Genomic DNA, 21,217 nt, shown 5'->3' on the forward strand with positions numbered 1-21,217 from the left:
GGCACCAGGGAGGTCGCCGATGAAAATTTTAATGGTTTTGACTTCACACGATAAGCTGGGCAATACCGGTAAGAAGACTGGTTTTTGGCTGGAGGAGTTTGCCGCGCCTTACTACGTCTTCAAGGATGCCGGGGCGCAAGTCACACTGGTTTCCCCCAAAGGCGGGCAACCACCGCTAGACCCCAAAAGTGATGAACCAGATTTCCAGACCGATGCCACCCTGCGTTTCCGCCAGGATCCGGCAGCCCAGCAAGCGCTTGCCAATACGGGCAAGCTTGCCAATGTGCAGGAGGCGGATTTCGATGCTGTTTTTTATCCCGGTGGTCACGGCCCCCTTTGGGATCTGGCAGAGGATAAGGATTCCATTTCCCTGATTGAGGCGTTCTATGGGGCTGATAAGCCGGTGGGTGCTGTGTGTCATGCACCGGCCATTTTTCGCCATACCCGGCGCAAAGGCGGCCATCCCTTGGTTTCCGGCAAGAGTGTCACCGGCTTTAGTAACTCCGAGGAGGAGGCGGTGGGATTGGTGGATGTTGTGCCCTTTCTGGTGGAGGATATGCTTAAAGATCGCGGAGGTAACTACTCCAGCGAAGACGATTGGGCACCCTATGTGGTCGTGGATGGCAAGCTGGTCACTGGTCAGAACCCCGCTTCTTCGGAGGATGTGGCACAAACCCTGATGGGAATGATCCCCGTTTGAGCCATTTTCGGGGGGCTGCTCGCGGCCGTTACCCTCCCGAAAAACACACCGGTTTCACTTGGGCGTTTCTGAGAGTAAAATACCCGACAAAGAAGCTCGGTTATTTGAGAAGGCTTATGTCAGAACTGAATGTCACCATCACTGAATCCGCGCAGGAGTACCTGAAGGAACTGCTGGCCAAGCAGGACTGCGAGGGAATCGCGATTCGTATGTTTGTCTCCAATCCAGGTACTCCCAGTGCCGAAACTTGCATTGCCTACTGTCGCCCCGGCGAGGAGGAGGCAGAAGATGTGGTGATGGAGATGAACGGCCTCAAGGCCTACTTTGAAGGCCGCAGTGTGCCTTACCTGGACGATGCCAGGGTTGACTACTCCTCCGATAAAATGGGTGGCCAGCTCACCATTCGCGCGCCCAACTCGCGAATGCCGAAGATCACCGATGACAGCCCAATAGAAGACCGTATTAACTATGTACTCTTCAATGAGGTAAACCCCGGGCTGGCGGCTCATGGTGGCCAGGTGAGCCTGGTGGAGGTCACAGAGGATAAATTTGCCGTGTTGAAGTTTGGCGGCGGCTGCCAGGGTTGTGGCATGGTGGATATGACCTTGAAAGAAGGTGTTGAGAAAACTCTAAAAGAGAAAATCCCCGAACTGGCCGGTGTTAAAGATATTACCGATCACACTGATAAGTCTCAGGCTTATTACTAATAGTTGGGTCCGTATGCTCTTCCCGGAGAGAATTAAAAGGCGAAGTAATACTTCGCCTTTTTTCTTGCTTATCTGAACTGGTTAGTTCCTTTCTTATGATTTTGCCTCCCTTCTTACCTGTCGCTGCACTCCTTATTAACTTCTGAAGGCGCCTGGGCCGCCCCGGACTTTGCCTGCCCCGTATATATTTTAAAGACCTCTTGGATTTGTAGCTGGGGTGGTATCCACGCTCAAAAGGGGTGTATGGCGCCTTGTGGGCGCTCTGACTTCAGTGGCTATAGCGGGCAGGCCGGGATAGAGTTCTATGTTCGATCAGGTGGTATTCGCCGGTGGAGGAGTGCGCTGTACCTGGCAGATTGGGTTTTGGCAGTCTGTTGCAGACAGGATTCAACTTAGACCCAAGGTGGTGAGTGCCGTCTCAGCCGGCGCCCTGGTTTCCAGCCTGATATTGATGGGCAAGTCCTTGGATGCAGTAGAGTATTTTGCCGAGGCCTTCGAGGAAAATCCCAGCAACGTTCACTGGGGCAATCTCTTTCGTAAAGACCCGCTATTTCCCCATCACCACATCTACCGTAATGGTATGAACCGACTGTTTGAGGGCGGTTTTGAACGCCTGCGAGAGGCTGCAGAAATGCGAATAGCAGTTAGCCATTCGCCGGGCTGGTTAAATGGCTCTTTAGCACTAATTATCGGAGTTGGTATTGATTACTCCGATACCTTTCTCACTCGTTCTCTGCACCCAAACACCGCCAAGCGCCTTGGTTATCGACAGTCCTTTTACTCGGTACGAGACTGTAACAATGTGGGCGATCTGCAAAAACTGATCCTCTCCTCCTCTTGCACGCCACCTTTTACGCCCAGACAACAGGACGGGGGTAGAGAGGTTCTGGATGGCGGTATCGTAGATAGCGTGCCGGTAGGTGGGCTTAAGCCGGGGCCAGGCCAGGTACTGATTCTGTTAACCCGCAATTACCCACAGTACCCAAATCATTTCAGTTGCCAAAAGGGTGAGCAACTCTGGACTTATGTGCAGCCGAGCCAGCCCTTGCCGGTGAGCGTCTGGGATTTTTCCAATCCACAGGGGGTGTGGCAGGCCTTTGATGCGGGTTATGCCGATGGAGAGGCATTCCTGGCGGCATATTCTCCCGAGGGGAGCGCCAAGTGAAGAATTGGGTTATTGCTAGGTGGAGCAATTAAAGGGTGTTTGATCAGGTGGTATTTGCCGGTGGGGGTGGCCGCTGTACCTGGCAAATTGGGTTTTGGGAAGTGATTGCCGACCAGATAAAGCTCAAACCGAGAGTGCTCACAGGGGTTTCTGCTGGGGCCATGATTGCAGGTTTGATATTGATTGGTAGAGCAACTGCTTCGGTGGATTATTTCTCATCGGTATTCAATGAGAATCCTCGCAATGTGTATTGGAGAAACCTTTTGGGCAAGGCGCCAGTGTTTCCCCATTATGAAATCTATAGGGAAGGTATCAAGGAGCTATTTAGCGACCGTTTTAAAGACTTGAAATCCGCCGCGGAACTCAGGGTTGCTGTTTCCCGGCCACCCAATTGGCTGCCAGCATCATTAGCATTGGCTGTTGGAGGGGCAATTTATTATTCCAACAAATATTTGCACCGCAAAATGCATCCAAAAGCGGCGCGGCGGTTGGGTTACAAACAGGATTTTTTCTGCGCTCAGCAATGTACTGATATCGGAGAATTTACGCAGCTGATCCTGAGTTCATCGTGCACACCACCATTTACGCCAAGGCTGAGCTTGGCGGGGAAAAAAGTTTTGGATGGCGGGGTAGTGGACAATGTACCGGTTGAGGGCATTGACCCTGGTGAAGGGCGAGTGCTTATTTTACTGACCCGTCGCTATCGGGGCTTTCCCGATTGGTTTACCCAGTCTCAAGGCAGGCAATTGTGGACTTATGTGCAGCCATCACAGTCGCCCCCCATTAGTGTTTGGGACTTCACTAACCCTGAAGGCTTGATCAATGCGTATGAAATAGGGCGCCGCGATGGACGTATATTTATGCAGAACATGTTGGCTGAGCGGGGTTTTTATACGGGCTCGCAGAAAAAGTAACCCGGTATTTTAACCGGCATAAACAGGCGCCAAGAGATGATTGCTACAGATTAGATTTATTCAGCGGGGGAAGTTCGGTAAGTGCCGGCTCAGGAAGAGCGGTACAGTGGTAACAGGGAGCTTTTCAATGTTTGATCAGGTAGTTTTTGCTGGCGGTGGCGGCCGTTGTATCTGGCAGATTGGTTTTTGGGAATCTGTATCTGGTGAAATCAATCTATCTCCCAGAGTGGTGAGTGCTGTGTCGGCGGGTGGTCTTGTGGCGGGCTTACTGCTGATCGACAGGGGCCCGGAGGCGGTGGAGTATGTTCGCTCAGTTTTTAGTACCAATCGCAAAAATATCTATTGGGGTAATTTATTTAGGCAGGAGGCGGTTTTTCCCCAATACGCTATCTGCCGCGATGGGATTCGACAGCTGTTCGAAAACGGACCTCAGGCCCTGCAGAGTGTGGCTGAGCTGCGTCTGGCGGTTAGCCACCCGCCCGCCTGGATGTACGGTCCTTTGGCGCTAACTTTTGGCGCAGTCATTTATTATGCCGACAAGGGATTTACCCGCAATCTGCACTCCACGGCAGCCACCAAACTTGGCTTCCGCCAGAATTTTTACCGCGCTCAAGATTGTAAGAATATGGATGAACTGGAACATTTAATTCTGAGTTCCTCTTGCACCCCCCCATTTACTCCAAGGCTCCATCTGAATGGCAGGGAAATTCTGGATGGCGGAATCGTGGACAATGTGCCGGTAGGCGGATTGGATAGCAAAGAAGGCAGGGTGTTAATTCTGCTAACCAGTCGCTTCCGTGATTTCCCTGACTGTTTCACCCAGCGTCAAGGTGAACAGCTATGGACCTATGTGCAGCCCTCCAAAACGTTGCCGATTAAAGTGTGGGATTTCACTAACCCGGAAGCGGTTAACAAGACTTTGGAGATAGGTCGAGCTGATGGTAAGGCCGTATTGAGAAAGCTTAGAGAGGGCTCAACCCTTAGTGATGACCTAATCGCGCTTTAAGCTAATTTTGCTGATTAATTTTAAAAGTTGGGTGGCTCCACGTGGGAGTAAAGGGGGCTGCTTTCTTGGTGGAAATACCTGGGATGGCAGTGCTGAGGCCCCTGGTTGCACTAGCCTGCTGAATCCATTAGCTTATGCAATTAGTTGCATATAAGCTTTGTGCGGCGGTGCCCTAAGTGGAGATCGGCTTTAGGCTTTACAAGGGCAGTTTGCCCATTGAACAGGAAAGGATGCATGTTTGATCAGGTTGTATTTGCAGGTGGCGGCGGTCGCTGTACCTGGCAGATTGGCTTTTGGGAGTCTGTTGCCGCAGAAATTGGGCTTTCTCCAAGGAGGGTAACCGCAGTTTCTGCTGGGGGGCTAATGGCAAGCCTGATCCTGATGGGGCGTATTGAGGCGGGTAGGGAGCACTTCTGGTCGGCTTTTGCCGCCAACCGCAAGAACGCTTATTGGGGCAACGTGCTAAAGAAAGAGCGGGTGTTTCCCCAGTACGGAATTTACCGCAATGCCATGCTGGAGTTATTTCGCGATGGCCTTGAGCCCCTGAGTGCGGCCGCAGATCTGCAGATTGGTGTTGTACACCCACCGCGCCTTTTGCCTGCTGGGTTGGCGTTTGGGGTGGGGGCTTTGGCCTATTACACCGATAAGCACTTATTGCGCAGTCTTCATCCAAAAATAGCTCTGGGCCTGGGTTTCAAGCAGAACTTTTACCGCGCACAGGATTGCCAGAGTGTGGAAGAGTTGGTGGAGCTCATTCTTTGCTCATCCTGTACGCCGCCTTTTACACCGCGTTTGCGTCGTGCAGGAGATCCCGTGCTCGATGGTGGAGTCGTGGACAATATCCCCGTGGCTGGGCTGGATAGTGAGGCGGGACGGGTGTTGATTCTGCTCAGCCGCTGCTACCCCCGTTACCCAAACCGCTTTACCAGGCGCCGCGGAGAGCAGCTTTGGACCTATGTGCAGCCCTCGCGGCCGCCTTATCTCAGCGTTTGGGACTACACCAACCCTGAGTTGGCACAAAAGACTTACGAGCTCGGCCGTACCGATGGTCGGGAGTTTTTACAAAAACATATGCTTGAACAGGAGATGCTCAATGAGCAATACCAATAACCCAATAGCGGAGTCAATCGCCCTGTGGCACGAGATGGTTGCGGAGCGGGACCTCAGTCGCCTGCCCACTATCGTTGCGGAGGATGCGGTATTCCGCTCACCGGCGTTCTTTAAGCCTTACCACAGCTCTGCGGCGGTTTGCCTTATCCTCAATACCGTAATGCAGGTATTTGAAAGCTTTGAATACGATCGCAGCTTCACCACCGAGTCAGGCCGCGATCTGGCTTTAGAGTTTAAGGCCAGCATTGGTGACAAGAGCCTTAAAGGGCTGGATATCATTCGCTTTGATGAGAATGGCAAGATCGTGGAGTTTGAGGTAATGATACGTCCCCTCAACGCCCTGCAGAAACTGGCGGAAGAGATGTCCGGCCGACTGTCCCAGTATGTGACTCAGTACAAGGACTCCCAGCCGGCCTGATTCCCAATTTCCACCCATCCAGTTGGTGATGGGTGGAGTTTTAGGCTCCATGAAAGTGAGGTTTACGCTTATTCCTCGGTTTCGAGGGAATCGAAATACTCAAAAACGTCGATGCCATCCATATAAGCACCATCGAAGCCCGCATCTACGATCCTGAAGATATAGGAGCTGTTGTTGCCATAGATAATGTCCTGCCAGCCGGCTTTCCAGTACTCCACGTAATAGTTGCCCGATTCATTGGGGACTTCGTCCAGTAGCCAGGCCGGTGGATCGGCGGGCCAGGAGCTTTGCCAGTAGTAGCGGTTACTCTGGGCCATGCCAATATTGACATAGGCCATCAGCAGGCGATCCCCGCCATTGTTCTTCTTCTTTAATTGCTTGATCTGCTCTTCTGTATAGGTCTGGTTATCCCTAAAGAATAAGTCGATGATCAGCAGGTCGTAGTCGGTTTCGGATAACTTGTCCACGAATTCCTGGGGTGTGGAGAAGCTCGTAGTATTGGTGATATTAAGGAAATTTTTGACATCTTCCAGTTTATCAATGTCGTCATTGTTCACATTGAAAGGTTTTTCTGGGTAGGAAGGAATATTGTCCAGAAGCGTATTGTCGGCTGCGAAGGAGATGTAGCCGGCTTTCTCGTTCTCCTCGTAAGACTCGTCAATATTGCGTTCGCTATAGGCGTAATCGGTCACCAGGATTTCACGGCCTTTCTCCTTGGCCAGGTTGAGATAGTCCTGCAGGCGCTTGCTTTCAGTTTCGCTGGTGGGTTGGTCTACATTACCGTTCTGCCCAAAGAAGACCGCCTCCTGGGCGATACCATCGGTAGAGTTCACATAGGCGTCATCTACCGGGCCATTGGTCCTGGTATTGGTGGTGATCAGCTCAATACCGTTTTGCGGAACGATAATAAAGTCTCGCTCAAGGCCCTTTGCATACTTGCTGATATCCTCCACAAACAGGCGCATTTCTTCATCGTAATCGATATTTACGGGAATAATGATGTCAGGTAAATCATCACTACAGCCAAGAAAGAGTAGTGGGCTGAAAAATAGCGCTAGCTTCCTATGCAAGGTCGTTCTCCAACTAGATGTAATAGTTAAGCTTAGATGTTTTGTCTGTTAGTAATCTATTGGCAGAAAAGTACAGATATTGTTCCCCATTGGCAAACGCCAACTTAAATTGCTGCAATCTAGTGGGGGATTGCTGAATGTGGACTTAACAGGGCTGAAAAACTTGATTTGGGGCTCTTAGGAGCCCCTGGGGTTATCCATTCTCTTTTTAGTCTTGTTGGTGGCGACCGCTGTGCGGGGGTCATCTGGCCAGTAGTGCTTCTGATATTTAATACGCAACTCCTTTTTGACCTCTTCGTAGGTGTTTGCCCAAAAATTAGCCAGATCGCGAGTGATCTGTACCGGGCGACGAGCAGGGGAGAGCAGGTGAATCATTAGCGGGTATCCCCCACGCAAAACTGCGGGGGTTTGTGCCAGGCCGAAGAGTTCCTGTAAGCGCACAGCTAGGATTGGTGGGGATGCTTCGTAATCGATAGCAATGCGTGAGCCGCTGGGTACGGTGTAGTGGCTGGGAGCCAGCTCATCAACTTGCTGAATATGGGCCCAGTCGAGTTGTGCGCGCAGAATATTGAGCAGGTCCAGCTGCTTGAGCTGCTCAAATTTATGGAAGCCATGTAGATGCGGTAATAGCCAGCGCTCAAGGTCCTGCAACAGCGTATCATCACTCCAGTCGGGCAGCGGAGCGCTTTCCAGTGGTGACTTGCCACTTTCCTCCTTTCGCAAAAACGCCACCCGCGCGCGAAATTGTAGGGCTTCTTTACTCCAAGGCAGTAGAGAAAGCCCTTTTTGGCGAATGGCATCAAGTAGTGCCCGGCTCAATAACTCTGATGGAACATCTTTGGCGACTTGCTTCTCCAGCACCAGTTTGCCCAGTGTGACCTGCTCCAGGGCTTCGGCACGCCCGGCGGTATCATCCCAGCGAATAGTGGTATTTTGCTCGATTTGGTCGGCAAAACAGCGCTGTAAGGCGTTTTTTGAAATTGGAGCGGCCAGCTGTATTCTCGCATCGCGCCCCAGTCCATCCAATTCGGCAATCACAAGGAAGTCGCTGAGAGCCAGGGCGTCTTCGTGCGAGAAATGTGCGCCTCGGCCGCTGCAAAGCAGGTAGCGGCGTGCACTATCTTGGCGGCTTTTGGCAATTCTATCCGGATAGGCGAGCCCCAATAGCACCCCGACTCTATCGGCCTGGTCAATGCTATCGCTGTTACGAGGTTCTTGCGGCTTGAAATCCTTTAATTGCCCCTGCCAAGTGTTGGCCTGCTGGCGAATATGTTGCACCGCACCGCGGTCGATATTTTGCCCCTTAGGATGGGCCTGTAGTGCTTCGATACGTTTGCTGATGTCTCTATCCCAGCGTGCTTCTCCCCGGAAGATATCCCTCTCTGACAGTAGCGCCGCGAGTAGGCAGGCCTGTTGTGATAGATGCCAGTCGAGGCTGCGAAGCATCATATGGGCGAGGCGTGGATGGCAACCCAGGGTGAGCATGGCGCTGCCGTGTGGAGTGATGCGCAAGTCTTGGTCTAGTGCGCCCAGTTGCTTTAATAGTGCCTGGGCTTGGGCTAGAGGACCTGTGGGGGGAAGGTCCAGCCAGCTCAGGTCGGTGGGATCACTGACTCCCCACTGGGCTAATTCCAGCGCCAGGGGGGCCAAATCGCTGCGTATTATTTCGGGGGTGTTTTTACTGCTGAGGCTGCGTTGACGGCCCTCGCTCCACAGTCGCAGGCAAAATCCTGCGCTGAGGCGCCCGGCGCGGCCGCTGCGCTGGGTGGCAGAGGCTTGTGAGATTCGGCAGGTCTCCAGCCGATTCATACCGCTGTTAGGATCGAAGCGAGACTCTCGCATTAAGCCGGAATCCACAACTATGCGGATTCCCTCAATCGTCAGGCTGGTTTCTGCCACATTGGTTGCTAGCACCACTTTGCGTTGATCAGGAGCGGCCGGAGCGATGGCCTGATCTTGCTGTTCGCGGGTCAAGTCTCCATAAAGTGGGGTGAGAATAATGCTATCTGGTTTGAGATCAGCCGCAGAGGCGAGTTGTTCGCGCAGTAACTCCTCCACCTTGCGAATCTCGGAAACTCCCGGAAGAAATGCGAGCACACTGCCTGACTCTTTGCGAAGTGCTTCGAGAATCTTGCGACTCATGAGCGCAGGCATAGAGCGGTGATCATCGGGCTCCTCCCGCGGGCCAAGGTAATCGATATGTACGGGGAAGCTGCGCCCCTCACTACTGACCACTGGCGCACCGCCGAGCACCCTGGCTACCGCCTCGGTTTCCAGGGTTGCAGACATTACCAATAGTTTCAGGTCTTCGCGCAGATATTCCTGGGATTGCAGGCACAGTGCCAGGGATAAGTCGGCTTGAAGACTACGCTCGTGAAACTCATCAAAAATAACCAGCGAGGTTTCTGACAGTTCCGGATCAGACTGCAGCAGCCGGGTAAGAATACCTTCGGTAACAACCAGGATACGGGTTTTCGCACTTCGCCGCCGTTCCCCGCGTACCTGGTAACCCACAGTCTCGCCTAGCTTCTCTCCGAGCTGGGCAGCCATACGTGCCGCAGCCGTGCGCGCAGCCAGGCGACGAGGCTCCAACATAATGATATTGCGTTGCCCCAACCAATCGGTTTCGAGCAGGGCCAAGGGAACAACGGTAGTCTTGCCTGCGCCAGGAGGAGCTTGCAGTACCACATTGTTGTGTATTTCCAGTGCTTTGAATAACTCTGGTAGGGCGGAATAAATTGGTAACTCTGGCATAGCAGAGAATTATAGAGGATTAAGGGGTGTGAGTGTATGGGGCTATTGTACTCCTACAAAGTAGTAATCATTTGGCACTGAGTACTATTTGTAACTGATGACTACTTATAATGCCCCATCTTTGCTAAGAAACTGAGTGGTATTTCTGAAAAGTAAACTAGCCAGTAACCCAGTGAGCGATAAGCAGAGAAAAGCGATCATTAACGCATGAAATCCAGAGTGAAATGATGCTTGTCCCCACTCCAAAACTTGAGAATGTAGCGAAGAATCTGGGAAAACTCTTGTTACTTTTTTAAGAGGTTGAGCTCCAGTTATAAAGGGGAGAACATCCAGCATATTAACTTGGTGCTCATTGGAGAGAGTTTCTTTTGAGAGCTTTGTGAAAGTTCGGACACTGACAGTGCTTACTATTATTCCTGTGAATGATATTCCTGCAGCATACCAGAGGTAGGTGTTAGAGATGAACAGCCCATAAGCTGCTCCCTTTTCATTTTTTGGGGCACTTTGAACTGCTGCAAGATTGGTTGAGGAGTACATTATTCCAGCAGTAATGCCCATAAAAACCATGCCGAATATGAGGTAATGCCAGGACAGTTTATCTGGCATCAGTATTAGTGATAGAGCAGCTGTTAGGCAGGTAAATTGGGCAAAGACGATGGAGGGGATGGGGTTGAATTTATTATTGAATATTCCAGCTGCAATTGAGGAAAAACATAAGAATATTGTCATTGTGAGAATGATGAGGCCAACCTTGACGGCTTCATAGCCAAGTATATTCTCTAGGTATAAAGGTAAAATAAATAGGAAAGAGCCAAATATCATTTGAAAGCATGCGCGAGTTATAAGTAATCCTTGGAAAAGTTTGTTTTGGAGTAGGTTCAGGTTTATCAATGGTTGGGATAGGGTTCTCTGCCAAAGGAAAACAAAAATTAAGATAACTAAAGAGGATGCAAGAGGTAGAATAAACTGAAAGCTGGCTATTCCTTTGTGAGGTTCAAGATTAAGTGAAAGTAATATTAGGAGGTAGGCAGCTAGAATAAGAAATCCTGATTTGTAATGAATATATATTTTTTTGTTTTGAGTATCTCTTTTTGCGAAAATTTGCAAGATGGTGAGACATAGCAAGCATACAGGAATATTGATTAAAAAGGCCCATCTCCAACCCAGGTGGGTGACAATAAAGCCGCCTAGAATCGGGCCTATTGACTGAGCTGTAGCGGTAAAGATCACCAGTAGGCCAACGGCTAGGCCTTGTTCAGACTTTTGAAAGTGACTTTCCGCTAGAACAAAAATCATGCCGAAAGAGGCTGCCATGCCAGATCCTTGTATAAACCTGCCGGCGATTATGGTCTCAAGGTTGAGGGCTGCACTGGCAATTACTGATCCTAGAAGAAAAATGGTTATGCCCAGCATGAGGGTGTTTTTATGACCAAATCGATCTCCAAACTTACCCGTAGTAATGATTAGCCCGCCCATGGCAATAAGATAAATATTGTTAACCCACTGCAGCTGATATATTTTTGCGGAAAAATTTTCTCCTATAGTAGGGATCGCAAGGTTGATCACGGTGACATCAATATTAATGATCATTAGGCCAAGTCCAAGGCCGCCTAGTACCCACCATCGATGTTGATAAGGAAGTTCCGTTTGCTTACTCATGCCGTCCAATTAATCATGACTTTAGGGAAAGTGAGGGGATCTTTTTAGCTTGTAAGTAAAATATCTCAATAAATGAAGATGTATCTGCTATCAGAATTTTGGAGTGTCTTTAGTTTCTCTAGAATCTCATTATGTATGGTAATTGAATGTTTGATATTAAAAGTTATAGCTTTGTTATTGGGGATCTATTACTTATTGGATTGGACTGTAACAATATATGACAGTGATGTTCATTATTTGGTTGTCTACTTGAACCTATCAAATTTTAGGGGGCATCTATTGTTGATTAAGTTGATCTGAAATCTGAGTGGAGAAATGTATGGGGCTAAATTTAAGGCGTGTAGTAACAGGGCATGATAATTCCGGTAGACCTATTGTGGTTCTAGATGACAGCGGTGAACATATATCTAGCTGGCGCTCGCATATGGAACAGCAACAATTCTGGACGACAGTTGAGCTGCCCGTAGAGATTGACTCAGAGAATAGTGATAAGGGCGCACGTGAGGTCGGTACTGTGATACCTGGTGGCTCAATCTTCAAGGTGGTGGAGTTTGGTCCTGGGGTAACTCCTCGTATACACCGCACAGATAGCCTGGATTATGCAATTGTACTCTCCGGAGAGATCGACATGGAGATGGGGGAGGATACGGTAATCCACTTATCGGAAGGTGATGCTTTAATTCAGCGAGCTACCATTCATAACTGGGTCAATCGGGGAGATAAACCCTGCAGAATTGCGTTCGTATTAATCAGTGCCCAGGGCGATACTGCTATCGGTTAGCGACGGACTATTAAAAGCTAGTGGAGAAGGATATGCCACCCATGAGTTAAGTGGAGAATTATTGATTGTGAGCCTATCGGAGCAGGTTTGCTTTTCATTAGAAATACATCTCTCTGGGCATCAGGCAGTGTAAATATTCAACACTGAAACCGGGCTAAATTTGGGGCTTGGAGAGAATAGGTTCATCAATATCCTCAGTGTGCCCCAGTGCAGCTTCAATTCCGGCATGTACTCCGAGAGCCGCTGTCTCTCTCGACATACTGGGGGTGCCGATGTTTTCTGCCAGCGCGGCTACTTGAGGTAATTGAGGAAGGTGTATCCAGCCTGCGCGAATATCCAGCTGATTGGTAATAATATAGTGAAGTACCCCGTACATCAGGTGGTTACAGCAGAAGGTGGCGGCAGTGTCGGAAATATCTGCGGGAGCGCCGGCATTGCGCATGGCTTTTACCATGGCGCGAAGCGGTAGATTACTGCGATAGGCCACCGGGCCATTGGGAATGGTGGGCTCATCCTGCATCTCCACCCCGCGGTTATCTTTAAGGCGGTAGCGTGTTGAGTCATTATAGTTTTGTGCAATTCTCTCTACAGTGATAACTGCACGGCCGGCATATTCACCGAGCATCATCACTATTTGTGGGCGAAGTTCGTTAATAGCCCTCGTGACGATCTCGATACATTCGAAAAAATTGTTTGGCACAAGTAGACCGCAGACTTCAGCGCTGCCAATACGGGTGCCATCCAGTACACGCATCACGGATTCGGCCGGGTTGATTGGTGTATGGCCAAAAGGTTCAAATCCAGTAACAAGAACTTTTGTCATGGCAGTTTATTGTTGATAGTAATTCGATGAGATCCGTATCTAACTAAATCCCCGAATTCACATTTGCCAGATCCGGGGTTTTAGCTCCTGGGGTTTACTTGATCAGCCCAAGCTCCTCAAGGAAAGAGTATTTATCCCAATCCACCCAGCTTTCTACCATCTTTCCACCTTCGTAGCGATCAGTATGGGTGCCTGTCCAGCTGCTGGTTTTATTGGTGGCCTCATACTGCATGAATTTACCTGTGTGAGTGGCCGTTACGCGCCAACGGGTACATACATAATCACCCTCTGCAACTTGCAGTAAAATCTCCATTTTTACGTCGGAGAAGCTATTGTGAAACTCCTTCACTAAGTCTTGCCACTCCTCCAGCGTTTCTGTTGAGGTACCTCCAGAGGCATCTGGCATTTGGTGATTTTTGTAATTGGCAGATAAATAATCTGAGGCTTCATGTGGGGTATTGTCCCCCCAAAGCTCAAGTAACTTTTTAGAAGTTGCTTTATGGTTGGCGGACATAGTGCTCTCCAGGATTGTGGATGGCGACATTTGTGTTGTCAGGCAGGGCAAGCATAGTGTAGAGAAGGAAAAATGCCCTATTGAGGCTGCTAGAAATTGTCCTTTTACACGGCTATTCGATCAGTCTTCCGATTGTGTATCGTTTTGATATTGTTCGACAAAGGTTTCAGAAAGGTTCAACCAACAAGAAAGGGGCCTTGCGGCCCCTTTAGTTTGCTTCGCAAACTCTATTGATAGGTCATCAGTTACTAATCCTGTTAGCGGTAGTTACTGATGCACTGATTGTATTCGCGGATGTAGATCTTACCACCATTCGCATGGTTACGGTTCGCCTTGTCTGCCGCGAAATTCATGCAGCCTCTTACTTGGTCTTGAGTCAGACCGTAGTAGCGAGGCGTAGGCGCACGCCAATAGTAGTTAGGTCGAGAACCGCGCCAGTAATAACGAGGCTGAGAACCGCGCCAGTAGTAACGGGGCTGAGAACCGCGCCAATACATATTTCTGGGCTGCTCATATTGACGGATAGCTGTGGGCGGATTTACTGGGTAAAAATAACGGCCTTGTTCATTAAAGGCATAAAAGGTATTTCCGCTTTGATAGTAAGTCTTGCCGAGTATTTGTACTGGTGAAGAGCCGGCAGGTAGCTGAGCGAGACGCTCTTGAGCTACACCGTACCCCGCAAGAGAGAACAGTAAGATCATTGAAAATAAATAGCGCATAACGTTTTCTCCTTCTCCCAACTTGGCAACAAGTCTACTCAAATGTGTGTTGTGTCCCAATGCGCTCTATTGGAAGTTTCGGTTGCTTCACCACTAGTTTTAAAGACTACAACGAAATAAAGGAAAATAAACCAATAGTAAAGTTTTCTGATATATTCATGGGGTGCAAAAATTGCTCTAATTGATGATGTTTTTAGGGAATTTAAATTCTACTCCATGGCAAAGATAACAACAGGGCAGGTAAAAGTGTTTTTCAGTTGGAGGGAATATGAAGTTGATTGTCTTTTGGTCGTCTAGCCCTGAAAAGGGCTTTGCCATGAGATGAATATATTTTTTTATTTTCAGTTGTGTGGCTGTGGGGGGGTGAATTCTGTGAGTATTAATGATGCCTGTTGTGTTTAACCTATATAAGGACACTAGTGGGGCCTACTTTGCTGGAGGTGCGGATGTCTTCCAGGGAGTGATGTTTGCCATGCAGAGCAGAGTTGGCTAGTGGCTGGATAGGGTATTTACTAGGTTTTATCGCTACATCGGTTGACTTGGTGGGATTGTTGCTTTGTATTTGGCTGGTTTTGATCGTTCTTAATCTTTTATCGTAGTGTATCAAAGCGTATTGTTGAGCGTAGATGAAAAGTCACTCAGTCTAGCTATTGGTCGCACGCAAAAGATGGAAGGGTTTAAAAAGTTTTCTGAATTAAGCTCCTCATTTACTACGGGTTTGGTAATAGTCTACGGGTGTTTTCTAAACACATATTGTATTCGCGTATATAGATTTTGCCACCCTTAGCAGGATTGGCATTAGCCTTGTCTGCTGCCATATTCATACAGCCTGCAATTTGTCCTCGAGTCAGCCGCGGCCCTGGCTCCGTACGAGTAGAAAGAAAAGATAGGTTTCTTGGGCGTTCATATTGGCGAATAGCGGTAGGAGGATCTACCGGATAGTAGTAACGTCCTTTTTCACTAAATGCATAGAAGTTATTGCCACTTTGGTAGTAAGTTTTTCCGAGAATTTGTACTGGCTGGGCATCAGCTGGAAGTTGTGCGAGTCGCTCTTGAGCAGTGCTGAAATTGGCAATGGAGAGTAACAATAGTACCAAAAATAAAAAATGCATTCTGCGACCTCCCTCGCGCAACCTAGCAGAATTTTACTTTAGTTAAATGTAAGCCCCAATGTGCTTTTTAGGGCTCCTATCTGCTGTGAGAAAGATAATTTTAAAGCGATTTATAAAGACAGTTTCACTTTTCCAAATAAAAACTGAGCAAATTAATCTATAGAGAGGTGGCATATGGGGAACCAAGATCTAAATTCGGAAGCTTTTGGTTTCATAATCTGTCTGTTAGCGCTTCACCCTGGATATCACCAAGCCAGCTTGGTTTATGTAAAAGGTATAGGTTTGTCGTTGAGATAAAGAGAGGTTGTGACTGGTGTGGCTTTGGCTACCGTTTGTAGCGACATACAGGCTTGCCGGCAGCAGTGGGCAAACTCCACGAGTTTTTCCTCGGTCTCATCACTTTCTATAATCAAGTGAATCTCCACCCGGTCACCCTGGCCAAATACCTTTTCGGGTTGAATTCCACCAAAGTTAAGAGTGGTTGAAAATTCGGTCTTTTGTTCAAGCCTTACCTGCTTAAGTTGAATATTAGAGAGTTGTGCCAGCATCTCTACATGAGACATCATGCAGAGTGCCAACCCTGCAGAAAAGTACATGATGGGTGATGGAGCGCTACCCCGGCCTCCAACCGCAGTTCCTTCATCACATATCAGCTCCCAAGTTCCTCCATTAGGCACATTCGAGAAAATAGTTGCCTTCTTTAAGTGATGTCCTTGGGGCATTTGTTCCACATTGATATGGGCATGAAATCTTAAAAGCTCCCCCTGTTTCACTTTGTCCAGGTGAGGTGGGGGAAATGTATCTTGCTCAGCCTCATCATTAAGCTTACGAACGATGGTTGTCGAGGACATATCCCATTCTACGGATTCCATAGTGGGTACCTCTTAATGGTTGTGGGTTGGTAGTGGTTGTGGGTTGGCTTTGAAAGTGCCAGATGCTCAAAAGAACATAGAAATGTCGGTAGTTTAGAGTTTCTGCTATGGGCTCCCCAATTGCAGGGGGAAAATCAGGGTGTGTAAATGTGAGGTTTTTCGCAGAGCCTTTAGGAGTTATGGTATTTGTCTATTGATCTTAGGCAAGCAGTGCTAGGCCTGTCCGTTGTTCTAACTCATAAGCATAGCGTTGAGCTTCTTTTAATTGCTGGTAGGACCTTGCCGTAATGCCCTCATTAAAAGTCGCGTATTTGAAAATAAGCACTACCTGATAGCTGGTATGGCCACTTCTGCTCTCTTTAGAGTGGTGAGAGTAGGAAACTATTTTAATACCTTTGAAAATCGTGAGGGGCTTTTCTTCTGTCCAGTTGTGCCAGAGAATTCGATTCTGAGACACGTATTGCCTAGTTTCAAAATCAATATAGTGATCTTTCTTGAACGAAAAAGTGATTACGGCGAGAAGGCAAAGTAGGGTGGTGGCAATCCAGGAGAATACAGAGCCAGTATCTAGGGCAAAGCTCAGGCTCACAAAGAGCCATATCAGGACAAAACCACCCAGTATATAGGTAAGTATTTTATTAGACTGCAGTTCCATTTAGCTGCTTCTATTCTAAAAGATTTATTCTTGATCAATATTTATACAGTCTTGGTTCCCTGCATATCTGGAAAACGAGGGAAAACCACTTCCTATGCCCTGTTTACTGTGGGGAGGGTACTCCTACGGCGTCCCATTGTCAGCCTTTCTGAGGCTTTTGGTGGTTAGGAGATATCTAAGCTCGCCATGAGGACGCTTGGGAGGGGCTGGCAGCCAGTATTAGAAATAAATAGCTGCCAGTTAGAGAAAAAGGGGGCACAGCCCCCTATAAAGTCACATACTTAGCAAGTTCTACTCTTCAGTGGCTCACGCAATTGTTCGGCCATACCCAGTAATAGGGACTCGGTAGTTTCCCAATCAATACACTTGTCGGTAACAGAGACGCCGTATTCCAGGTCATTCAGATTGGCGGGAATCTTCTGATTACCGGCTTTCAGATTACTCTCCACCATAATGCCAATAATTGATTGATTACCATCAAGAATCTGGTGAGTCACGTTATCTACCACCAGGGGCTGTAATTCGTGATTTTTATTGGAGTTGGCGTGGCTGCAGTCGACCATGATATTGGGGGTAATACCGGCGCTGCGTAGTTCCTGTTCACACATGGCAACGCTGACCGAATCGTAATTTGGTTTGTCGTTACCGCCGCGAAGCACAACATGGCCATAAGGGTTGCCGGAGGTATGAATAATGGCAACCTGACCGCGCTTGTTGATACCGAGGAATCTGTGGGGATTAGCGACAGATTGCAAGGCATTAATCGCTACTTCTAATCCGCCATCGGTACCATTCTTAAAGCCCACAGCAGAGGAGAGGCCACTGGCCATTTCCCGATGAGTTTGGGATTCGGTAGTACGTGCGCCAATGGCTGACCAGGAAATCAGATCTTGCAGGTATTGGGGAGAGATTGGATCCAGTGCTTCTGTTGCGGTGGGCAGCCCCAGTTCGGCGACATCTAAAAGTAGCTTGCGGCCGATATGAAGGCCTTCCTCAATCTTGAAGGAATCATTCAAGTGGGGATCGTTGATCAGGCCCTTCCAACCAACTGTGGTGCGGGGCTTTTCGAAATAGACTCGCATTACTATAAGCAGGGTATCGGAAACCTTATCTGCCACCGCTTTCAGGCGCTTGGCATAATCCATTGCAGCGTCCACATCGTGAACGGAGCAAGGTCCGATAACCACCATCAAGCGGTGGTCTTTACGATCGAGGATATCACGCACGGCGCTGCGCCCTTTGGCGACGGTCGCTTCGGCTGCATCGCTAATGGGGAGTTCTGCTTTCAGCATCTCCGGGCTGATCAGGACTTCCTGGGAGACGACATTCAGGTCGTCGAACTGCTGTGTAGTCATAGCGTCTTCTGATTACTCTGTTCCTTAGTGCCGCTCTGCACCTGCAGGCGGATGACTTATCCTACTGTGCCGCAAAGAATAGGGCGAGGGTTTCATTTGCAACCAAATATTTGGCCTGATTTTGGGATGTGCATTTGTATTTTTCCTATGACAGTTTGGCACTTCAGGAGCGTTTAGAGGAAGTCTCTTAGGAGAGTTTTGGCGTGGAAGAAGTGATGATTTGGAGCTTCATCAGTTGAGTACAAGCCTACCTATGAGTACCCAGTGATTAAGAGGTGATCAATGGACCTTCCTTTCAGAGTTGTTCATGCTGAAAGGAGCTAGCTTATGATGAGCCACTCATTATGTGAGAAGTTCAGTTTTACAGAGATAGGAATAGCAATCCAAGTAACCACCTTGATAGATCTAATGCCAACTGCTTAGATGGCTTAACTCAGGGTAAAAAATTTAGTCTGTAGCTAAAACGTCTTATATAGCCTTTGCGGGAGAGTTCAGAAGTACCCCTGAATATGAGGGGCAGTATTCATGAAGTAAGCTGATTTCCCCGGACTGCACCTTGTGTCAACAAAGTACTAGGAAAGCTGAAGATGAAGAGGGATTGATCTCTAAGGCTTAGATGACCTTATATATTGCGCTCATCCCTGAGCTTTACATTTCTAGACTTTTCAAGTCTGTTGATGTTGCAAAGAAATCGTTAGTTACTCAAGAAGCGCCAATAAATAAAGTAAAAGCTAAAACCTATCATTAAGCACAGGCAGGCATAAGTGTAAACTAAGTACCACCCTTTTAAGTGATACTCTCTTGGTACCCATTTCCCGTTCATAACAAGAATGTTGAGTAAAGCAAAGATTGGAGCACAAACGAAAGATAAAGTGGTTACAAAGTCGATAAGGTTTTTTAATTGATCAGCAAATAGGGAGATAATAAACCAGCTTATAAGGCTTAGTATAACAAGGGTGGATACGTAGACTCTATTTTCTGGAATCTTGATGTTATTCGATGATCTCAAGGCACTTCGCCAAACTTGAGGAAAGCCATCGGAGACTGCAAAGGTGGTTGAGAAAAGCGCGACAAAACAGATAATGCTGATTGTTAAATGGCTCCAGTCACCAAGGGATTCGGTATAAATATTGATTAGCTGACCAGCAAATATGCCTGCAGATTGGGATAATTCGATATCTTTCCCAAACATTACTAGTGCACCTAACCATACAAATACAATCGCTAATAACAAACTGGTGAAATAGCCAACCTTAAAGTCAAATATGAGAGATTTCCTGGCAAACCCTCTATCTGGTTTTTCCTTTATCCTTCGCTCCGACCAAATAGAGTGCCAAACAGAAACTTCAATCGAAGTTGGCATCCAGCCGACTAAGGCGACAACAAATGCGATGCTCACAGCTGGTACTATATCGGCTGTTAAATGGGATTTAGAGGGAAGAAGCCCATATTGACTTATTGCAGCAATGAGTGTGATCAAGCTGGCAATAGCCAGTATGAGGACCATCCACTTTAAGCTTTCATTCAGCCATTTAAATTGGCCAGCAATCAATATTGCACAGGTAATGACCAGAATGATGGCAGACCACTCTGAAACATTTAGGATGTCGCCAAATAAATTGAGCGCTAAAGCAGCTGTGACAATCGTAACTGCAGCTTGAACAAAGAACATTGTTAGAAATGTGAGAGCCATATAACTATAAAAACCCACTCGACTGTGTTTTTTATAGCCTTCCAATAAACTCTCGCCGGTGACAGCTGCATACTCTGGACCGATTTTGAAAAAAGGGTATTTGACTAAATGCGCTAAGAAAATAAAACCAATCAAAGCGAAAGCGTAATCTGCTCCTGCGCGAGTAGACTGCACGATATGAGACACGCCAATACTGCTTGCGGCCCAAATAATTCCAGGGCCTAGGTTTGAGAAAGTGCGTTTAAATACATCCATTAAATCAGAACTGCTCGGAATGATGTTGCTCAAAAAAGCTCTTAGCCACATCGATAAAGGTTTTAACCTTCAAGGAAAGCTCGCAGCGATGAGGGTAGAGCGCAAAAATAGTCAGTGGCTTTATTGTGAATTTAGGTAAAATCTCAGTGAGTTGGCCAGAGTCGACATAAGATTTGACAGAGTAAAAAGGCGCTTGGATTACTCCTTGTCCTTCAGCAGCTGCCTCATTCAATAGCCTCCCATTGTTAGATTGCCAGGCCCAGGGGAGTTTGATTTTTTTTATCTCTTCTTTGTCTTGAAATAGCCAGTGATCCCCTCGTATGCTGTGGTTAAAGAAAAGTAATTGATGCTTCTTTAATGAATCCATGTTTTCAGGGAGCCCATTCTTCTCAATGTAAGAATCACTTGCCCAGAGTGCTAGCTTAGTTTTCGCGATAGATTGGACGATATAGCTAGAGTCGGGTAATTCTGGTGCGATTCTAAAAACGAGATCGATTTTATTGTCGAGTAAATCGAGTGGGTCATTGCTGAGGTGAAAATCCAGAAATACCTGAGGGTATAGCCTGCGGTAATTGGCAATCAATCCTGAAAAATATTGACTGCCTAGCTCTATGCTGGTCGATATCGATAGCCTGCCTCTGGGCTCTTGATTATATTCAGACATCGCCTGGTCGACGGAGTGGAGTTTTTTTAGTATTGGTGAAATTTGCTTATAGTAATCATCGCCCGCTTCGGTTATTGATACTTTGCGTGTATTGCGCATCACCAACAGGCAGCCCAGTTCCTCTTCTAACTGCTTAATGTACTTACCAACCATTGCTGCGGAAATGCCGAGTTCGCGAGCAGCAGCTGCAAAGTTTTGTTTTTCGCATACCAAACAGTATGCCTCAAGGGCGTGTAACTTGTTCATTGACTCCCCTGATGGCTAGTCTTCT

Annotated in this window: 20 protein-coding genes; 8 read left to right on the plus strand and 12 right to left on the minus strand. The window is 47.9% G+C overall.

Going from position 1 to position 21,217, the window contains the following annotated elements; all coding sequences use genetic code 11:
* Positions 1 to 19: 19 nt before the first annotated feature.
* The 7 genes from ACJJJA_RS10535 (at position 20) to ACJJJA_RS10565 (ending at position 6,020) form a co-directional block, all read left to right on the plus strand.
* Positions 20 to 700, plus strand: a complete 681-nt coding sequence (locus ACJJJA_RS10535) for a type 1 glutamine amidotransferase domain-containing protein (RefSeq protein ID WP_444888791.1) — start codon at positions 20 to 22, stop codon at positions 698 to 700.
* 116 nt (positions 701 to 816) lie between these two features.
* Positions 817 to 1,407, plus strand: a complete 591-nt coding sequence (gene nfuA, locus ACJJJA_RS10540; protein WP_252085598.1) for a Fe-S biogenesis protein NfuA — start codon at positions 817 to 819, stop codon at positions 1,405 to 1,407.
* Between the two features lie 304 nt (positions 1,408 to 1,711).
* The gene (locus tag ACJJJA_RS10545) at positions 1,712 to 2,572 is read left to right on the plus strand and encodes a patatin-like phospholipase family protein (protein WP_444904533.1); all 861 of its coding nucleotides are present in this window, start codon (positions 1,712 to 1,714) and stop codon (positions 2,570 to 2,572) included.
* 35 nt (positions 2,573 to 2,607) lie between these two features.
* Positions 2,608 to 3,486 (plus strand): patatin-like phospholipase family protein, encoded by an 879-nt coding sequence (locus tag ACJJJA_RS10550; RefSeq protein ID WP_444904534.1) that lies wholly within the window; start codon positions 2,608 to 2,610, stop codon positions 3,484 to 3,486.
* Positions 3,487 to 3,613: 127 nt separating this feature from the next.
* Positions 3,614 to 4,492 carry a patatin-like phospholipase family protein gene (locus tag ACJJJA_RS10555; protein ID WP_444904535.1) on the plus strand — a complete coding sequence of 293 codons (879 nt, stop codon included), beginning with the start codon at positions 3,614 to 3,616 and terminating at the stop codon, positions 4,490 to 4,492.
* A gap of 234 nt (positions 4,493 to 4,726) precedes the next feature.
* Positions 4,727 to 5,602: a patatin-like phospholipase family protein gene (locus tag ACJJJA_RS10560; RefSeq protein ID WP_444904536.1), complete on the plus strand. Its 876-nt coding sequence runs from the start codon at positions 4,727 to 4,729 to the stop codon at positions 5,600 to 5,602.
* Positions 5,586 to 6,020 carry a nuclear transport factor 2 family protein gene (locus tag ACJJJA_RS10565; protein ID WP_444885221.1) on the plus strand — a complete coding sequence of 145 codons (435 nt, stop codon included), beginning with the start codon at positions 5,586 to 5,588 and terminating at the stop codon, positions 6,018 to 6,020. Before ACJJJA_RS10560 ends, ACJJJA_RS10565 begins: the two co-directional genes overlap by 17 nt.
* 68 nt (positions 6,021 to 6,088) lie before the next feature.
* Here the strand turns inward: ACJJJA_RS10565 and ACJJJA_RS10570 are convergent, their stop codons facing one another.
* The 3 genes from ACJJJA_RS10570 to ACJJJA_RS10580 form a co-directional block, all read right to left on the minus strand.
* On the minus strand, positions 6,089 to 7,090 hold the full coding sequence (locus ACJJJA_RS10570; protein ID WP_444904537.1) for an endo alpha-1,4 polygalactosaminidase: 1,002 nt from the start codon (positions 7,088 to 7,090) through the stop codon (positions 6,089 to 6,091).
* 177 nt (positions 7,091 to 7,267) lie between these two features.
* Positions 7,268 to 9,844, minus strand: coding sequence for an ATP-dependent helicase HrpB (gene hrpB / locus ACJJJA_RS10575; protein ID WP_444904538.1), 2,577 nt, complete (start codon positions 9,842 to 9,844; stop codon positions 7,268 to 7,270).
* Between the two features lie 105 nt (positions 9,845 to 9,949).
* Positions 9,950 to 11,503, minus strand: coding sequence for an MFS transporter (locus ACJJJA_RS10580; protein ID WP_444904539.1), 1,554 nt, complete (start codon positions 11,501 to 11,503; stop codon positions 9,950 to 9,952).
* Between the two features lie 319 nt (positions 11,504 to 11,822).
* Between ACJJJA_RS10580 and ACJJJA_RS10585 the strand changes: the two genes are divergently transcribed.
* Positions 11,823 to 12,284: a cupin domain-containing protein gene (locus ACJJJA_RS10585; protein WP_444904540.1), complete on the plus strand. Its 462-nt coding sequence runs from the start codon at positions 11,823 to 11,825 to the stop codon at positions 12,282 to 12,284.
* A 154-nt stretch (positions 12,285 to 12,438) separates the two neighbouring features.
* On the opposite strand, the gene pcp is transcribed toward ACJJJA_RS10585, so the two are convergent.
* The 9 genes from pcp to ACJJJA_RS10630 all read right to left on the minus strand — a co-directional run bounded on the left by pcp (position 12,439) and on the right by ACJJJA_RS10630 (position 21,192).
* Positions 12,439 to 13,107, minus strand: a complete 669-nt coding sequence (gene pcp / locus ACJJJA_RS10590) for a pyroglutamyl-peptidase I (protein ID WP_252085608.1) — start codon at positions 13,105 to 13,107, stop codon at positions 12,439 to 12,441.
* Between the two features lie 94 nt (positions 13,108 to 13,201).
* Positions 13,202 to 13,621 carry an ester cyclase gene (locus ACJJJA_RS10595; RefSeq protein ID WP_444890558.1) on the minus strand — a complete coding sequence of 140 codons (420 nt, stop codon included), beginning with the start codon at positions 13,619 to 13,621 and terminating at the stop codon, positions 13,202 to 13,204.
* Between the two features lie 257 nt (positions 13,622 to 13,878).
* Entirely contained in the window at positions 13,879 to 14,340 is a 462-nt protein-coding gene (locus ACJJJA_RS10600; protein WP_444885215.1) for a hypothetical protein, read from the minus strand.
* 710 nt (positions 14,341 to 15,050) lie between these two features.
* Positions 15,051 to 15,452 carry a hypothetical protein gene (locus ACJJJA_RS10605; protein ID WP_444904541.1) on the minus strand — a complete coding sequence of 134 codons (402 nt, stop codon included), beginning with the start codon at positions 15,450 to 15,452 and terminating at the stop codon, positions 15,051 to 15,053.
* 263 nt (positions 15,453 to 15,715) lie between these two features.
* On the minus strand, positions 15,716 to 16,324 hold the full coding sequence (locus ACJJJA_RS10610) for an OsmC-related (seleno)protein (protein ID WP_444904542.1): 609 nt from the start codon (positions 16,322 to 16,324) through the stop codon (positions 15,716 to 15,718).
* 199 nt (positions 16,325 to 16,523) lie between these two features.
* On the minus strand, positions 16,524 to 16,979 hold the full coding sequence (locus ACJJJA_RS10615) for a hypothetical protein (RefSeq protein ID WP_444904543.1): 456 nt from the start codon (positions 16,977 to 16,979) through the stop codon (positions 16,524 to 16,526).
* A 281-nt stretch (positions 16,980 to 17,260) separates the two neighbouring features.
* Entirely contained in the window at positions 17,261 to 18,334 is a 1,074-nt protein-coding gene (locus ACJJJA_RS10620) for a 3-deoxy-7-phosphoheptulonate synthase (protein ID WP_444890554.1), read from the minus strand.
* A gap of 694 nt (positions 18,335 to 19,028) precedes the next feature.
* A complete protein-coding gene (locus ACJJJA_RS10625; protein ID WP_444904544.1) occupies positions 19,029 to 20,315 on the minus strand; it encodes an NRAMP family divalent metal transporter in 1,287 nt (428 codons plus the stop codon).
* On the minus strand, positions 20,287 to 21,192 hold the full coding sequence (locus ACJJJA_RS10630; protein WP_444904545.1) for a LysR family transcriptional regulator: 906 nt from the start codon (positions 21,190 to 21,192) through the stop codon (positions 20,287 to 20,289). The genes ACJJJA_RS10625 and ACJJJA_RS10630 overlap by 29 nt, the downstream gene beginning before the upstream one ends.
* Between the last annotated feature and the right edge of the window lie 25 nt (positions 21,193 to 21,217).

It is taken from the genome of Microbulbifer mixtoriginis (SeqCode), from assembly GCF_052466865.1.

Coding starts and splice junctions, on each gene's coding strand:
- ACJJJA_RS10535 (WP_444888791.1), top strand. CDS start 20: ATGAAAATTTTAATGGTTTTGACTTCACACGATAAGCTGGGCAATACC.
- nfuA (WP_252085598.1), top strand. CDS start 817: ATGTCAGAACTGAATGTCACCATCACTGAATCCGCGCAGGAGTACCTG.
- ACJJJA_RS10545 (WP_444904533.1), top strand. CDS start 1,712: ATGTTCGATCAGGTGGTATTCGCCGGTGGAGGAGTGCGCTGTACCTGG.
- ACJJJA_RS10555 (WP_444904535.1), top strand. CDS start 3,614: ATGTTTGATCAGGTAGTTTTTGCTGGCGGTGGCGGCCGTTGTATCTGG.
- ACJJJA_RS10560 (WP_444904536.1), top strand. CDS start 4,727: ATGTTTGATCAGGTTGTATTTGCAGGTGGCGGCGGTCGCTGTACCTGG.
- ACJJJA_RS10565 (WP_444885221.1), top strand. CDS start 5,586: ATGAGCAATACCAATAACCCAATAGCGGAGTCAATCGCCCTGTGGCAC.
- hrpB (WP_444904538.1), bottom strand. CDS start 9,844: ATGCCAGAGTTACCAATTTATTCCGCCCTACCAGAGTTATTCAAAGCA.
- ACJJJA_RS10580 (WP_444904539.1), bottom strand. CDS start 11,503: ATGAGTAAGCAAACGGAACTTCCTTATCAACATCGATGGTGGGTACTA.
- ACJJJA_RS10585 (WP_444904540.1), top strand. CDS start 11,823: ATGGGGCTAAATTTAAGGCGTGTAGTAACAGGGCATGATAATTCCGGT.
- pcp (WP_252085608.1), bottom strand. CDS start 13,107: ATGACAAAAGTTCTTGTTACTGGATTTGAACCTTTTGGCCATACACCA.
- ACJJJA_RS10595 (WP_444890558.1), bottom strand. CDS start 13,621: ATGTCCGCCAACCATAAAGCAACTTCTAAAAAGTTACTTGAGCTTTGG.
- ACJJJA_RS10600 (WP_444885215.1), bottom strand. CDS start 14,340: ATGCGCTATTTATTTTCAATGATCTTACTGTTCTCTCTTGCGGGGTAC.
- ACJJJA_RS10605 (WP_444904541.1), bottom strand. CDS start 15,452: ATGCATTTTTTATTTTTGGTACTATTGTTACTCTCCATTGCCAATTTC.
- ACJJJA_RS10610 (WP_444904542.1), bottom strand. CDS start 16,324: ATGGAATCCGTAGAATGGGATATGTCCTCGACAACCATCGTTCGTAAG.
- ACJJJA_RS10615 (WP_444904543.1), bottom strand. CDS start 16,979: ATGGAACTGCAGTCTAATAAAATACTTACCTATATACTGGGTGGTTTT.
- ACJJJA_RS10620 (WP_444890554.1), bottom strand. CDS start 18,334: ATGACTACACAGCAGTTCGACGACCTGAATGTCGTCTCCCAGGAAGTC.
- ACJJJA_RS10630 (WP_444904545.1), bottom strand. CDS start 21,192: ATGAACAAGTTACACGCCCTTGAGGCATACTGTTTGGTATGCGAAAAA.